Source organism: Nostoc sp. LEGE 12447 (assembly GCF_015206985.1).
Lineage (GTDB): Bacteria > Cyanobacteriota > Cyanobacteriia > Cyanobacteriales > Nostocaceae > Nostoc.
Genome location: NZ_JADEXT010000001.1, coordinates 220,463 through 234,117 on the forward strand (window position 1 = coordinate 220,463; position 13,655 = coordinate 234,117).

At 39.9% G+C, this 13,655-nt stretch carries 16 protein-coding genes; 11 read left to right on the top strand and 5 right to left on the bottom strand.

Translation table 11 applies throughout. The features are described from left to right. Positions 1 to 255 precede the first annotated feature (255 nt). Complete coding sequence (locus IQ274_RS00945) at positions 256 to 615, bottom strand: VOC family protein (RefSeq protein WP_114085223.1); 360 nt, start codon at positions 613 to 615, stop codon at positions 256 to 258. Between the two features lie 374 nt (positions 616 to 989). Next, a complete protein-coding gene (locus IQ274_RS00950) occupies positions 990 to 1,712 on the bottom strand; it encodes a class I SAM-dependent methyltransferase (RefSeq protein WP_163928882.1) in 723 nt (240 codons plus the stop codon). Between the two features lie 211 nt (positions 1,713 to 1,923). Here IQ274_RS00950 and IQ274_RS00955 point away from each other — a divergent pair, with 211 nt between their 5' ends. The 4 genes from IQ274_RS00955 (at position 1,924) to IQ274_RS00970 (ending at position 6,519) form a co-directional block, all read left to right on the top strand. Further along, positions 1,924 to 2,997: a sulfonate ABC transporter substrate-binding protein gene (locus IQ274_RS00955; protein WP_193867079.1), complete on the top strand. Its 1,074-nt coding sequence runs from the start codon at positions 1,924 to 1,926 to the stop codon at positions 2,995 to 2,997. A gap of 63 nt (positions 2,998 to 3,060) precedes the next feature. Next, positions 3,061 to 5,112: a 5'-nucleotidase C-terminal domain-containing protein gene (locus tag IQ274_RS00960; protein ID WP_193867080.1), complete on the top strand. Its 2,052-nt coding sequence runs from the start codon at positions 3,061 to 3,063 to the stop codon at positions 5,110 to 5,112. 128 nt (positions 5,113 to 5,240) lie between these two features. Beyond that, on the top strand, positions 5,241 to 5,786 hold the full coding sequence (locus IQ274_RS00965; RefSeq protein WP_163928877.1) for a protein-tyrosine phosphatase family protein: 546 nt from the start codon (positions 5,241 to 5,243) through the stop codon (positions 5,784 to 5,786). Positions 5,787 to 5,832: 46 nt separating this feature from the next. Next, complete coding sequence (locus IQ274_RS00970; protein ID WP_193867081.1) at positions 5,833 to 6,519, top strand: SAM-dependent methyltransferase; 687 nt, start codon at positions 5,833 to 5,835, stop codon at positions 6,517 to 6,519. Positions 6,520 to 6,682: 163 nt separating this feature from the next. On the opposite strand, the gene IQ274_RS37940 is transcribed toward IQ274_RS00970, so the two are convergent. Next, complete coding sequence (locus IQ274_RS37940; protein WP_416209826.1) at positions 6,683 to 6,856, bottom strand: hypothetical protein; 174 nt, start codon at positions 6,854 to 6,856, stop codon at positions 6,683 to 6,685. Positions 6,857 to 7,131: 275 nt separating this feature from the next. Between IQ274_RS37940 and IQ274_RS00980 the strand changes: the two genes are divergently transcribed. Further along, positions 7,132 to 7,338, top strand: coding sequence for a hypothetical protein (locus tag IQ274_RS00980; protein ID WP_193867082.1), 207 nt, complete (start codon positions 7,132 to 7,134; stop codon positions 7,336 to 7,338). 336 nt (positions 7,339 to 7,674) lie between these two features. On the opposite strand, the gene IQ274_RS00985 is transcribed toward IQ274_RS00980, so the two are convergent. After that, complete coding sequence (locus IQ274_RS00985; protein ID WP_190936966.1) at positions 7,675 to 8,151, bottom strand: hypothetical protein; 477 nt, start codon at positions 8,149 to 8,151, stop codon at positions 7,675 to 7,677. A 174-nt stretch (positions 8,152 to 8,325) separates the two neighbouring features. Between IQ274_RS00985 and IQ274_RS00990 the strand changes: the two genes are divergently transcribed. From IQ274_RS00990 to IQ274_RS01015, 6 genes are all read left to right on the top strand, one after another. After that, entirely contained in the window at positions 8,326 to 8,571 is a 246-nt protein-coding gene (locus IQ274_RS00990; RefSeq protein ID WP_193867083.1) for a UPF0175 family protein, read from the top strand. Next, positions 8,568 to 9,056, top strand: a complete 489-nt coding sequence (locus IQ274_RS00995) for a DUF3368 domain-containing protein (RefSeq protein ID WP_193867084.1) — start codon at positions 8,568 to 8,570, stop codon at positions 9,054 to 9,056. The genes IQ274_RS00990 and IQ274_RS00995 overlap by 4 nt, the downstream gene beginning before the upstream one ends. A gap of 245 nt (positions 9,057 to 9,301) precedes the next feature. Next, positions 9,302 to 10,153, top strand: coding sequence for an ABC transporter ATP-binding protein (locus IQ274_RS01000; RefSeq protein ID WP_193867085.1), 852 nt, complete (start codon positions 9,302 to 9,304; stop codon positions 10,151 to 10,153). After that, positions 10,110 to 10,964, top strand: a complete 855-nt coding sequence (locus tag IQ274_RS01005) for an ABC transporter permease (RefSeq protein ID WP_193867086.1) — start codon at positions 10,110 to 10,112, stop codon at positions 10,962 to 10,964. The genes IQ274_RS01000 and IQ274_RS01005 overlap by 44 nt, the downstream gene beginning before the upstream one ends. A 19-nt stretch (positions 10,965 to 10,983) precedes the next feature. Next, positions 10,984 to 11,457, top strand: a complete 474-nt coding sequence (locus IQ274_RS01010; RefSeq protein WP_114083091.1) for a MarR family winged helix-turn-helix transcriptional regulator — start codon at positions 10,984 to 10,986, stop codon at positions 11,455 to 11,457. Beyond that, complete coding sequence (locus IQ274_RS01015) at positions 11,423 to 12,691, top strand: MFS transporter (RefSeq protein ID WP_193867087.1); 1,269 nt, start codon at positions 11,423 to 11,425, stop codon at positions 12,689 to 12,691. The genes IQ274_RS01010 and IQ274_RS01015 overlap by 35 nt, the downstream gene beginning before the upstream one ends. Before the next feature lie 195 nt (positions 12,692 to 12,886). Here the strand turns inward: IQ274_RS01015 and IQ274_RS01020 are convergent, their stop codons facing one another. Continuing rightward, positions 12,887 to 13,207, bottom strand: a complete 321-nt coding sequence (locus IQ274_RS01020) for a hypothetical protein (protein ID WP_163928863.1) — start codon at positions 13,205 to 13,207, stop codon at positions 12,887 to 12,889. Positions 13,208 to 13,655: the final 448 nt, after the last annotated feature.

Below are 13,655 nucleotides of genomic sequence, written 5' to 3' on the forward strand. Positions count from 1 at the left end.
GTGGAGTCTGTACTACCACTAATAAGAGTTTGACTGTTAAGACTAATAACAACTGTATTCACAACTGCCAAATCTTCAGTGAGAATATAGCACTGTTCCCAAGTTTTTAAATCCCAAACCTAATCGTTTGATTGTCCCTAGCACTTGCAAGGATCTTACCATTGGGACTAATGCTGACAGATAAAACTCTATTATCTGCCCTTAAGTCAGTACACCAGAAAAACCAATCACATCAACTAGAAACCTTCCATTCCATTATCCAAACTCAAGATACTCAATAATGGTTCCATCAGGATGCATCGCTCGCATATTCGCTCCAGTGGTAACTTTGTTCGGTTCCGCCAGAATCACAGCACCCTGCTGAATAAGTGCTTCTTTAAAATCATTGAGTGAGTCCACAAGAAATGTTGCGTGTGTACTCTTGAATGGAGAGAGTGCTTCTGCCGAACCAGCAATTAAAAGAATAGAACCCACACTTGCGAGTTCCAACTCAGACTCGGAATATTGAAACCACAACCAACATTTTTCTGTAAAAAGGTTTTCATAGAAAGCGATCGCCTCATCCAAGTCTACCGGACTAAGATAGACTCTGGTTAATACTTTAAGAATTTGCATTGCAAACTATCTATTAGGCAGCTAATGGATTTTATTTTGCTTACTCAGCAATCATAGTTAACTAAGATTGATCAAGAATATAGTCTATCTTCAACTTGAAAAGGTCTTCAATTCTCTGTTCATATAGCTCTTGATAATGTTGTTTGCAGTCAATCAAAATACATTTCATTTCTACTCCTTTAGCCCCACATAAGTCATCTGTATAGCTATAACCAATATATATACATAGATTTTGCAACAGTACCTAGTTTTAGGAGTATGTCAGAGAAAATAGCAGGAGATGTTTTCTGATGCCATCTTGAATTAATGTCTCTGCAAGAAAAAATATGTCTGATATTCCCATAGTATTTAATTAGTAATACATCAGGTGTAGTTTAAATAATTACAGATTCTGAATTACGAATTGTTTCAAATTTTTTTCCCTGTGCGTAGATAAAATAATTATCTGTCACTTTTACCTCAGCCTGAAAGCCTGCTTTTTTTAGCTTATCCTTAAGTTCATCCGGCTGATAAAAAATTTTGACAATCTGAAATTCTTGACCATTATTTAATTTACGGGTTTTATATATGTTTCCGTCGTCTTCAAGGATATGATTGTTAGCTGTGGATGTAGGTTCAAAGGAAGAGTCAATGATAAATACTTCCCCACCAAGGCGAACAGATTGGTAGACTTTCGTCAAAAAAGAATCGAGTAATTTTGGTGGCACATGAGATAGCCAAAAGGCGAAAAACACCAAATCATATTCAGTGTCAGGTTGCCAAGTAAATAAATCAATTAGGTGATATTCAACACTCAGTGAATTCAACTTCGAGCGATTAATTGCAATCATTTCTTCAGAGGCATCGATCGCAGTAATCTTTTTACCGATTCTTAAAAGCTCCTGCGTCCAGATACCTGTTCCAGATGCTAACTCCAAAATATCATCCATCAAACCAATTTGGTGTAATGTATTTTTTATCACAACTACTTCATTAAACCAGCGCTGGTTTATTTCGGGACTGCGATCGTAGCGTCCTTTCCTATAGAACCACTCATCATATTCATTGGCTCTAGCGCGATAGTACTCAATCTGTTGTTGAAGAATATTATCTGTCATCGCGTCCTTTCTGATCCGATTGAATTTATATTTGACATTGCTATGACTTTCAGTAAGATTTTTTTCTTCAATGAATAAACTTGCATTTCATCTGTAATTATGTGGTATTTTTATCATTACATAATAATACGGTGAATCAATAAACTTATCGTAGATTCACTGTTAAGTAGCTGAAATCTGATATTTATTTACCCCTGAAAGCAGAATGAAGATGTTTACTAAGTTCTCTTCAAGTCGATTTTTGAGTATGGCTTTTGCCTTCCTCCAAAGGTTCAAACAGCACAGAATCCACACCTTTTCCCTATTATTTGCATTGGGACTTAGCTTAACTTTGGCTATCTCTGCTTGCTCTCCAAGCGCAAGTAACAATGGAACAACTCAAACCGCTAGCCCCAGTGCTGTAGCTAGCGGCACTACAATTCGTATAGGCTACCAGAAAGCGTCAACTGTCCTCTATGCACTGAAAGCGAGAGGAGAATTAGAAAAAGCCTTTGCAACTTCAGGATCTTCCGTAACTTGGTCAGAATTTCCGGCTGGGCCTCCAATGCTAGAAGCATTGAATGCAGGTAGCATTGATTTTGGCTATACCGGAGAATCACCACCAATATTTGCCCAAGCTGGGGGTATCCCTCTAGTTTATGTTGCCTACGATCCTTGGAGTCCGAAAGCGGAAGCCATTGTAGTACCCAAGGATTCACCTATTAAAAGTGTGGCTGAACTCAAGGGCAAAAAAGTTGCTTTTGCCAAAGGTTCTAATGCTAACTACCTATTAGTGAAAGCGCTCGAAAAAGCAGGGGTACAGTACAGTAAAATCCAGCCAGCAACTCTCCCACCTGCCGATGCTCGTGCTGCCTTTGAAGGAAAAAAGGTTGATGCTTGGGCAATTTGGGACCCATATTTAGCCGCAGCAGAAGCAGCAACAGGCGCACGTATTTTAACAGACGCAACGGAATTAGCTCCCAATCGTGGTTATTATCTAGCTGCAAAATCTTTTGTTGATGCCAAACCTGATGTTTTGAAAATAGTTTTAGATAGGGTGAAAAAAGTTAGTGGCTGGGCAAAGAATAATCCTAGTGAAGTTGCTAAACTTCTTTCCCCTGCTTTGGGTATAGATGCTCCTGTATTGGAAATAGCAGAAAAGCGACGTGAATATGATGTACTTCCGCTCACAGATGAAGTGATTACTAAACAACAAGAGATTGCAGATACCTTCTACAAAATTAAGTTGATCCCGAAAGAAATCAAAGTTAAGGAAATTGTTTGGCAAGGAAAAGTGAATAATTAATAAATAATGATTTTTGAATTCCGAATAATGTTACAAGTTAACATAACACGTTGAAAAGTTATTATGCCTTTGTTAAATTCCAAAAATAGATTTTTCGGTAAGCTTAATAGCCTAATTTTAAGTACTAACCAGTTAAGTTCGTTAGTTATATTTGGTATATTATTCTCTCTGGGAACTAGTATTGGTGTAGCGCAAGTCAGAACAACACCTAAATCGGGATTCACACTGCAACTTTTACATACTTCCGATCAAGAAGCTGGTGTTCCAGCACTGAAGGATGCACCAAACTTTTCGGCAGTGTTGAATGCACTCAAAAATCAGGATGCTAATCGTGACGGTAAGCCTGATTATCCTAATACCTTAATCCTTTCATCTGGAGATGCCTATATTCCCAGTCCCTTCTTATTTGCTAGTGATACAGTTTTTGGTGGACAGGGAAGAGGAGATATTTTAATTTTAAATGCTTTAGGGTTTGGTGCGATCGCCTTTGGTAATCACGAATTTGACTTAGGTACAGGTGTTGTTGCCGATTTACTCGGTGCTAAAAAAGATTACCCAGGTACAAATTTTCCGTATCTCAGCACGAATCTAGACTTCAGCACTGATAAAGACCTAGCAAAATTAGTTACTGCTGATGGACAAGAGGCAAGTAAAATTCCTAATAAAATTGCCCGTAGTACCATCATTACCCTCAATGGTGAAAAGATTGGTGTAATTGGCGCGACAACTCCCACTCTGCGGACGATTTCTTCTCCCGGTAATGTGACTGTGTTGCCTAAAGCATTTAACGATCGTAATGCCGCAGACATCGCCGCCTTAGCTGCTGAAATTCAAACTTCTGTCGATGCACTGCTGACAAAAAATCCAGATATTAATAAAGTTATTCTGTTGGCGCACATGCAGCAAATTGCTATTGAGCAAAAGCTAGCAAAATTACTCAAAGGAGTAGATATTGTTGTTGCTGGTGGTTCTAATACCTTACTAGCCGACAAAACAGACCGTCTACGAGTCGGTGATAAATCTGCTGGAACTTATCCAATCCTCACAAAAGCAGCAGATGGTAATCCGATAGCCGTAGTTAATACCGATGGAAACTATCGTTATGTTGGTCGTCTAGTAGTTAACTTTGATGCCAATGGAGTGATTATTCCGTTTAATATTGACTCCAAAATCAGTGGTGCTTATGCGACTGATTCTAAAGGTGTAGCAACTGTCGGCGGGAAACCCGATCCTAAAATTGTCGCCATTACAGAGGCACTTCAAAAAGTGATTATTGCCCAAGATGGTAAAATTTTTGGGAAAACCAACGTCTTCCTCAATGGCTGGCGCGGTGATGTCCGCACACAAGAAACCAATTTAGGGAATTTGACAGCCGAAGCTAATTTAGCGATCGCTAAACGATACGATCCTAAAACAGTCATTTCCATCAAAAATGGCGGTGGTATCCGTGACAATATCGGTATCTACACCTTTCCCCCTGGTTCGACTCGCTCACAAGATGTTATCAAACTACCACCTCAAGCAAATCCTGTAGCAGGTAAGAAAGCAAAAGAAATTTCCCAACTTGATATCACCAATGCGCTACGATTCAACAATGGCTTGACTTTAGTTACTCTGAGTGCAAAAGAACTACTAGCGGTCATTGAACATAGCGTAGCAGCGATCGCACCCAGCGCTACCCCTGGCAGTTTTCCCCAAGTAGCGGGATTAACCTTTAGCTTTGACCCAGATTTGCCAGCAGGTAAGCGCGTCAAATCCCTTGCTATCAAGGATGAGAAGGGCAAAATTATTGATGTAGTAGTTAAAAATGCCGAGTTAGTGGGTGATCCTAATCGGATCTTCCGCACTGTTACCCTCAATTTCCTTGCAACTGGTGGCGATGGCTATCCTCTTCCGAAAACAGAACGGGTTGATTTGATATCAAAAGATGCTGATAAGAACAAACGCACAGGTTTAGCCACCTTTGCTGCTGATGGTTCCGAGCAAGATACATTAGCCGAATATCTAGCTGCTAACTTTAAGCAGATTCCCTTTTCTCAAGGGGATGTGCCACCCGCAGAAGATACTCGCATTCAAAATCTCAAATTGCGTAAAGATGTGGTGTTATCAAATTAATTATTTGTGCCTAATACAAGTAAGTTGACACAATAAAATCAAACTATGTAAATAAAAATGAACTAGGCTAAAACCCTTATGCCTATTGTCTATCGCCTGATTTCAACGACAATATTACCCGCTTAAAGATGTATAAGTTTGCCCCGGCTTGGGAGAACGAGCAAATAGTATTTGGTGCTGCGCGACCTGGATACACTAACAATAAGGTTCAGGATTGGATAGAATTCATGAAGTGCCAAGATATTAAGCGAGTTTGTTGCCTTCTTCCCAATCAACAGCTAGCTTATTATTCTAATCTTCTGGATAGCTACAAACAGGAATTTGGTAATCAGCTAGTATGTTGGGCACCAATTGTAGATTTCCATCTATCTGATTTAGAAACCCTCACACAAAAAATACTTCCTTTCTTAATAGAAGCAGATAAACAAAATGAGAAAGTCGTTGTACATTGTTCTGGTGGAGTTGGACGTACTGGACATGTATTAGCGGCATGGCTAGTTAGTGTCCGAGGATTATCAAATCAAGCTGCAATCGCTGCTGTCAAGAAAACAGGTAGAAATCCTTATGAAGCTGCATTAGCTGCTGTATTTATAGGTAGAAATCCGTTGAAAGTTGTAAAAGAACTTGAATTGCTTCTAAATGATTGCCGTCTAGCAATACATAAAGTTTTTTGATTTTGCTATCAACCTGTTTAATCAGTCTCTTGGCGAGGTAAATTCTATGGCAATGGTTTTAGATAAAGTAGTTCCTTTTGGGAGATCAATGGATGAATATATAAAAATATTCAATTTAACAGACGCAGATTTAAATAAAAAAATCCTTGGAATTGGGGATGGCCCGGCAAGCTTTAATGCAGAAATGACACGTCAGGGTAAAAGTGTAGTTTCTGTTGATCCACTATACCAATTTTCTGGTGATGAGATATTGCAACGATTTAATGAAGTGGTAGATAACATCATTAACCAAGTCAAGGCTACATCGAAAGATTGGGTATGGGGCTATCATAAATCTCCAGATGATTTGCGACACAATCGAGTCAAAGTTATTAGAGAATTTCTGTCTGATTATGAAAATGGCAAAAAAAGTAACAGATACATAGTCGATGAGTTTCCAAAATTAGAATTTAAAGATCAAGAGTTTGACATAGCCCTGTGTTCACATTTATTGTTTTTATATTCAGACCATCTAGATTACAACTTTCACCTAAATTCTATAGGTGAGATGCTACGTATTGCTAAAGAAATCAGAATATTTCCCCTGATAACTTTAATGTGGAAACATTCTCAACATTTAGATGAAATAGTAAAATATTACACTTCAATAGGTTACAAGATCGATATTGAAAATGTTGAATATGAGCTACAGCCTGGTGGAAATAAAATGTTGAAGATAACTAGAGATATTTAGAAAATTCATAATTCGTAATTTTCAGTAATTATATTCTGATTACCAAGAAGGATTTTGTCAACAAGCGCTCAATGATTCAATAATTTTTAATGCGATCGCACCGATCACTACAATCAGCGTTATTATGTAGCATTTCTACCAGGAATGGACATCAGTGTCGCTGTTACCAAGTTGCATTTATGGTCAGTATACTTTGCTGCGATGAGCGATACTCTTGCAGAGTCACTTCCTGAACGCCACAACAGATACCTGCACCAGTTGTTCTTCTACTGAGTAGAATTTGCTGTTGGGAAGTGGCATGAGTTGAAAGGGCTTGTAAATGGTTGATGAACGCCAAGATTTAAAGGTGTTGGAATGTGGTGGAGTGAGTCCGGTTTTAATCATTTGTTATATTTACGACTGGCTTGGGTGAATGGACGCTTCTGATAACTTATTTCCAGATTCTGATTTGCCATCCCCTAACCGCTAGATGCGCCCTAATGCTTTTAGATGAAAAAATAAAGGTATACATAGGTTTCAAAATTATTACTTTTGGATAATTTAATTTCAAATAAATATCCTTATAAAGAATCATATAGGTATTGAATACCTATGTACGTAAGTGAGGTAATTATGTCAATTATAGCCAAACAACAAGAGTTATTTGTAGAGATACCTTCAGACCAACAGCAACATCTGTCTGGAGGACAATTCTTTTCAAGAGGGCGACGTAATCGCGATATGCGAGGTAATCCTGATATTAGAATAACCGGGAATCTGACCACTGCTGATGGGGATCAAATTCCCATCCTAGTTTTAGGTTTTAGGCTTGACCAATAGTAAGCCATGACTAGAAATAGCATAGGTAAAGCTTTGGAATTCATATAGGAACAATATTGATATAATTCACTCACTATCTAATTATTTTTTGAGAGAATTGTATTAGTCTGTAATGTATGGTTTCCAAAATCATGAAATTAATGAAATGAAAGCGATAAATGGATGTTATCATTAGCATCCATTTTTTGTTGACCAGACAATTAGATTCTATAAAGGGAAACGAGCAATTTCTTATAGATAGATATGAGCTTAATCTAGGCTAAAAGTAGATATGTAACTCAATGCTGTTTAGTAATCTGAGGATATTTAAAAATATAAATCAATTTTATTAATGCTTCATCGCTTTGGTGGAGGCAAAAAACCCCCGAAGTCTCCGCCGTCCCAATCAGATCCATCAAGCCAGCCATCATCTTCAGCATCGCACAACAACATATATGCAAGTAACAAGGTATTGATAAATTGCTCTACAGAAATTTCCCAATGTCTAGCCATCTTGTCTAATTGCACTTTTGTTACTGAATTCGATGATGTAAAACATTGCAACACATCATCATGGCTACAAGACCATCCAGAAATGAATTTATCAAAATAAGGTTTATATTTCTCTGTTGGATGAGGTTTCTTAAAGTTAGTAAAACGAACTTCTTTAAAGAAGTCTAGTTTTAGACCAGCAACAAGCCCATCAGAATCTTTACCATCAATATAGTAATAAAGTGAAGTACCTTGACCATTAAAACTGCGAGCAGCACGAATAATTCTGGGAGGGACGAAATCATCTCCCTCGAAATCTGCAAGAACATCCTTTATTGTCATGTAGACTGTATTCAGTACTCAAGTATTATTCTTAGGGTTCCCAAACCAGAACAAAGCGTTACATTATGACATGAACAAGATTTATAAAAAGGATACGGTTCGGTTTATTTACCTGATTATCACTTGGCGATGCCCAAGCTGCTTAGAATAGTAGTGATAGAGAGGATTATAATTATGAACGTCATCATTCCTAATGAAATATTAACCGCAACTCGGATGACTGAAGGCGAAATGAAGCAGGAAATTGCGGTGATGCTCTTTCAAAAAGAAAAGTTAACCCTTGCTCAAGCCAGCCGATTTGCAGGCATGAATCGTATAGCATTTCAGCATCTACTCGCAAGTCGTCAAATTTCAGTGCATTATGGGGTCGAGGATTTTGACCAAGATATAGAAAACTTGCGGGCGATGGGTAGACTGTGATCATTGTCAGTGATACTTCACCCATTAATAACCTCGCCGCCATTAACCATCTTCATTTACTACAACAGCTTTACGGAACAGTCCTAATTCCTGAAGCTGTCTACCGAGAACTAACTGATCCCAACTTTCCAGTGGCAGGTGCAATTGAAGTTCAAACTTTTATCTGGATTCAAACTCGTCCAGTTCAAGATCGAACATTGGTTGAAGCACTCAGCAATGAACTGGATATTGGTGAAGCTGAAGCCATCGCTCTAGCGCTGGAAATGAAAGCAGATCAAGTTTTAATTGATGAACGTCGTGGTCGCATGGTTGCAGCTAGGCTAAATCTTGGTTACACAGGGATTTTAGGAATCTTGGTTGAAGCTAAAAGTCAAAGGCTGATTTCTGCTGTGAAACCTTTGTTAGATGCTCTGATTAACCAAGCAGGATTTTGGGTAGCGGAACCTTTATACAAGAGGGTTTTGCAGCTTGTTGATGAAAAATAAATGCGGCATAGACTCTCTAGCTGGGCAGCAGTAGGCATTCTGAAAATTTTTACTTATTAACCATCCCTAGCAAGTGTTTGCGGTTAATTTGTCAGTGATGCTTTGCCCATCAAGAACCTCGCTGTTACTCTACCGAGTTTCCTTTTACTCTGATTCAAATTTCCGCCAGAAGTCTATTGACTTCTAGTAAATCTATTGAGAAGCTAATAGTTAGATTTACTAATTAATAGAAGTGCATCAAACTTGTGACAATACTGACGGGAAAGATAAATCGATCGCAACCTGCTAGCGAACCAAAACCGTTGATTCTGGAAACTCAGGGACTCACACGCCGTTTTGGTAAGTTAACCGCAGTTAATAACCTGAGCATATCTGTGGAACAAGGCGAAGTATTTGGTCTGCTTGGCCCCAATGGTGCAGGGAAAAGTACAGTTATTAAGATGTTGACAACCTTACTGCCTATCAGTGCAGGGAAAGCAACCTTAGCTGGCTATGATGTGGCTCGTCAATCTAATCCTGTGAGACGGGCTATCGGCTATGTACCCCAGGCGCTCTCTGCTGATGGTAGTCTCACGGGTTACGAAAATCTCTTAATTTTCGCCAAGCTGTATGGAATACCTGCCAAAGGACGCGATCGCCGCATCTATGAAATTCTAGAGTACATGGGTTTGCAAGATGCGGCGAAACGCTTGGTACGAAACTACTCTGGTGGGATGATCCGCAAGCTGGAAATCGGCATATCAGTTCTCCATCAACCCCAAATTCTGTTTCTTGATGAGCCGACTGTCGGACTAGATCCCATAGCTCGAACTCAAGTATGGCAGCTTGTACTACAACTCTGTGCTGATTACGGCACAACTATATTTTTAACAACCCACTTTTTAGAAGAAGCAGATAGCCTGTGTAACCGAGTGGCGATTATGCAGCAAGGTGAAGTCGTTACCACAGGCACACCAAGGGACTTAAAAGCTTCTTTAGATAACCCAAATGCAACTTTGGATGATGTCTTTATTCACTATACAGGCGACCAGTTAACATCAGGAGTGAACTACCGTGACACAGCAAGAACCAGACGTACTGCTCAACGGTTGGGTTAAATCACCACCCACTGTCCGAGTAGATTTGATCTCTGCAATTAAAGAGCTAGTTACGAAAACCCTGGCGATCGCAGAATTGGAAATCCGTAAACTCCGCCACGATCCCACTGATTTAGTCGTTCGGGCTGTACAACCAGCTTTATGGCTGCTAATCTTTGGGCAAGTTTTCGCCCGGACTCGCGCGATTCCAACAGGAAACTTACCCTATTTGGACTTCATTTCTGCTGGCATCTTGGCTCAGAGTATTTTGTTTGTGGCAATTTTTAGTGGTGGAATGACCCTAATCTGGGAGCGAGATTTAGGCATTGTCCATAAATTTTTAGCTAGTCCTACACCGCGTGTGGCGATGGTGCTGGGCAAAGGTTTAGCATGTGGGGTACGGTGCTTATCTCAGGTAATATTCATTTACGGATTGTCATTTTTATTAGGTGTCAAACTAAATCTTCATCCCCTAGCTATTCTCCAAGTACTGCTGCTAGTGATAATGGGGGCGGGAACATTTTGTATTTTCTCATTAATTATTGGCTGTTTGGTGAAAAGCCGAGAAAGGATGACGGGTATTGGACAATTGTTAACTATGCCGTTATTTTTTGCTAGCAATGCCATCTATCCGATTTCTTTGATGCCCAGTTGGTTAAAGTTCATTTCCCATTTAAATCCGTTGACTTATCTGGTTGACGGGTTACGTAGCACCATGCTGTTAAACGGCACTAGCATCTATGGCTTTGGTCTGGATTGTACAATTCTCTTATTCACATTAATAATTTTGGCCATCCTTGGTGGAAAACTTTATCCACGGGTGGCCATGTAACTAGGAGAACAACAAGCCCATGACCTTGGATAAACCTAATCAAGGTGCAACTTCCGAAGAATGTGCCGCTAGAGTAATGGAGACAGTTCCATTAGTGATGCGGTTTATCCGAGCGGATATGCGTGCCCATAGTGCCGCTTTTTTATCTATACCTCAATTGCGATCGCTAGCATTTATCAACCGGAATCCTGGGGCTTCATTATCTGATCTGGCAGAGCATTTAGGTGTCACCTCTGCCACGGCATCAGCAACCATAGAACGCTTAGTACAACGCGACTTTGTGAAACGGATTGCCCATCCTCAAGAGCGGCGGCGGGTGCTGCTCAATTTAACTGAAGATGGAAAACACCATCTCAAGCAATCCCAAGATCAAACTCGCGCTCATATTACCGATTTGCTGACAGGTCTTTCAGAAGACCAAATTTCCAACATTGAAGAAGGCTTAACTCTACTAAAAAATGTCTTCGAAAAAACAGAACTCAAAGCCCCATAACTTTGAGGTTGCACAGCACGATCCCTTTGCAGCCTTTAAGTTTCGAGACTATCGGCTATTTACCATTGGACGGCTGGTGCTGTTCGTGGGGTCGCAAATGCAAACTGTAGCGATCGGCTGGGAACTCTATGAGCGGACTAACTCAGCGATCGCTTTAGGTGGTGTAGGACTGGCGCAAGTTCTACCAATGATTATTCTCACCTTAATTGCCGGAGATGTTGCAGATCGCCGCGATCGCAAAGTGACCATGTTACTCTCGGTAATGTTGCTAGCCCTCTGCTCCCTAGCTTTAGCAGTACTTTCCTATACTCAAGGTGCAATTTTCCTAATTTACGCCTGCTTAGTATTAACAGGTGTAGCGAGGGCATTCCTCAAACCTGCCAGTGATGCTCTGATGTGGCAATTAATACCTGTCAGTGCTTTTACCAATGCAGCCACCTGGAATAGTAGTAGCTTTCAATTGGCTGCTGTTATCGGCCCAGCCTTGGGGGGATTCGGGATTGCGCTACTAGGAAGTGCTACAGGAGTTTATGTATTAGCAGCGATCGCAGCGTTGCTGTGTTTTATTTTAACCCTGGCGATTAAAGAGCAAAAAGTTATTCGCTCAACTGAGCCAATCTCACTCCAAGCGCTTGCAGCTGGCGCTAAATTTGTTTGGCAGAATCAGCTGATTTTAGCAGCAATCACATTAGATATGTTTGCAGTATTGTTGGGTGGTGCGATCGCATTGTTACCCATCTTTGCCAAAGATATTTTACACGTGGGGCCAGTGGAGTTGGGATATCTACAAGCAGCCCACTCCATCGGTGCTTTGACTATGGCCATTACTCTGGCGTATTTACCGCCGTTACGCAAAGCAGGCCCGGCCTTATTGTGGTCAGTGGTTGGCTTTGGGGTTGTCACAATTATCTTTGGACTTTCCCGTTCCTTTTGGCTGTCTATGTTAATGCTGATTCTTGGTGGCGCATTGGATAGTATTAGCGTTGTGATTCGCCATACATTGGTTCAAATCAGAACACCCGATCATTTGCGTGGTCGAGTTGCTGCTATTAATAGCGTGTTTATTAGTGCCTCCAATGAGTTGGGGGGCTTTGAGTCCGGCTTGACTGCTGCTTTATTTGGCCCGGTGATTTCCGTTGTGGGTGGTGGAATTGGCACAATTGTGGTGGTAATTGCTACGGCAATGATTTGGCCAGGAATTCGTAAGTTAGGAGCTTTGCAAGAGTATAAATAGAAATACTTATCTATTTTTCATAGATAATATTTGTCCCACCGCAGCAAAAGATAAGAATCACAATCTAGTAGCTTTTGCATAGAGTGGGATTTTTGTTTAGCGAAAGTTGCAGCTTGCGTAATTAAAAGATAGAAAAACTCAAATTTTTGAGATTATATCTAACTTCAATTTGCCCTAAAAGTTATAGAATTGCTACTAAAAAATTGGGAAACTTCCCCCGCCCGCATTAGCACCAAAATTTGGGATAATGCCATCAGTTGGAATACCAAAACTACCCAAATTAAAGCCGCCTTCACTTGGAATACCAAAATTACCCAAATTAAAGCCGCCCTCACTTGGAATGCCAAAGCTACCCAAATTAAAGTTGCCATCAGTTGGAATACCATACTCAGCAAGGTCGAAGCTAGCAGCCGTTGGTATGCCGAATGCTCCTCCAGGTGCAAACGGATCGCTGAGGTTGCCAGGATAAAGACTATCCAAGGCGTTAACAGGAAAGGAATTTGCATCAAATGCCATGAGAGTCAATCCTCCTATTAGTAGATAAATTTTGTGTAATCAAGAAATACTAAGGAAGCATAATTAAGCTTTCTTAGTAACTTTTGTTTTGTTTTTTTAATTGCTAATCTTGATATTTTTGGAATGTATTGTATAGTGGTTTCATAAAATTTACTTTCCAAAAAACCTTTAATTAACGCTAGTTACTTGAAAAAATATATAAAAATTAAGTTATTTTTACAATGAAAAATCTTTAGATGCTTATGTCAAATATTTAGATACTTTTTCTACTGCAATTTGCAGGTTAAACTTATTTAAATTGGTATGCATGAGACTTGACAAATTGTCCCTACACATCTTTTTAAACGAACCGTATACTAGGTTAACAAATCCCTCTAGATGGTCATATCCCAATACGCTTAGGTTGAACGTTCGCGTAGCGTTCTGTAGGGAAGTGAAACCCAACAAT